1 protein-coding gene is annotated in these 706 nt (G+C 29.2%); it reads right to left on the minus strand.

Annotated elements, in window-relative coordinates:
- The coding region (locus tag AAGF08_RS20435; RefSeq protein ID WP_343513309.1) for a DUF6090 family protein at positions 1-700 on the minus strand (700 nt) is incomplete at its 3' end.
- Positions 701-706: the final 6 nt, after the last annotated feature.

A 706-nucleotide genomic window follows, 5' to 3' on the forward strand; every position in this document is an offset into this window, starting at 1 on the left:
ATTTCGATAATTCATTCTCAATTTTTGTCAGTAATTTTTCTGCTTTTAAAATAGCATAATTTGTAGGTTGCCCAATATAAAGTTGAAACTGATTTCGTAGGCTTTTCAAGAAATATAGATATTGTACGTCATTTTTCAAAGATTCATAATCATTTGGAATCATTGGCACATCTTTGACTGTAATACCATCCCAAAGTGAATTAAATCTAGTTCTAAAAATATTTTCGCTTGCTCTTTCTATTATAGCATTATACTTATTTTGATAGACGTACATCTGTTTCGCATGATTGTAGTATAAAATAATTTCCCTTCTTAACTCGACATTAGAAATTAAATTTAAGTCTGATGAATTTAATGATTCGAATAACTCATTTGATATACTCGGATTCCATGGCATAGAAGTATTTCCGAAATGATAATTTAATGAATCTTGGTAGGCTAAATTTTGCTCAAAGCTATAAAGTATCACATTTACTGAATTTGGTGTTGCACTACTATACTTTTGCCATTTTGGAAGAGACCTAAGATCTCCAGCAATACTTTCTTTTAAACCTTCTAATAATATTTTTTCTTGAATTTTAAGTTTTCGATTTTCATTCCAATTGTTAACCTGAAGTGCCAATAAAATTCCAATCATCACAAGAACAATCTCACCAATTGCATATTTAAAATACTTTCCAGTTTTGCCTTCTGAAAGCAAGCTTTG

The organism is Algoriphagus sp. SE2 (assembly GCF_039563885.1).
In the GTDB taxonomy this organism is placed as follows: domain Bacteria; phylum Bacteroidota; class Bacteroidia; order Cytophagales; family Cyclobacteriaceae; genus Algoriphagus.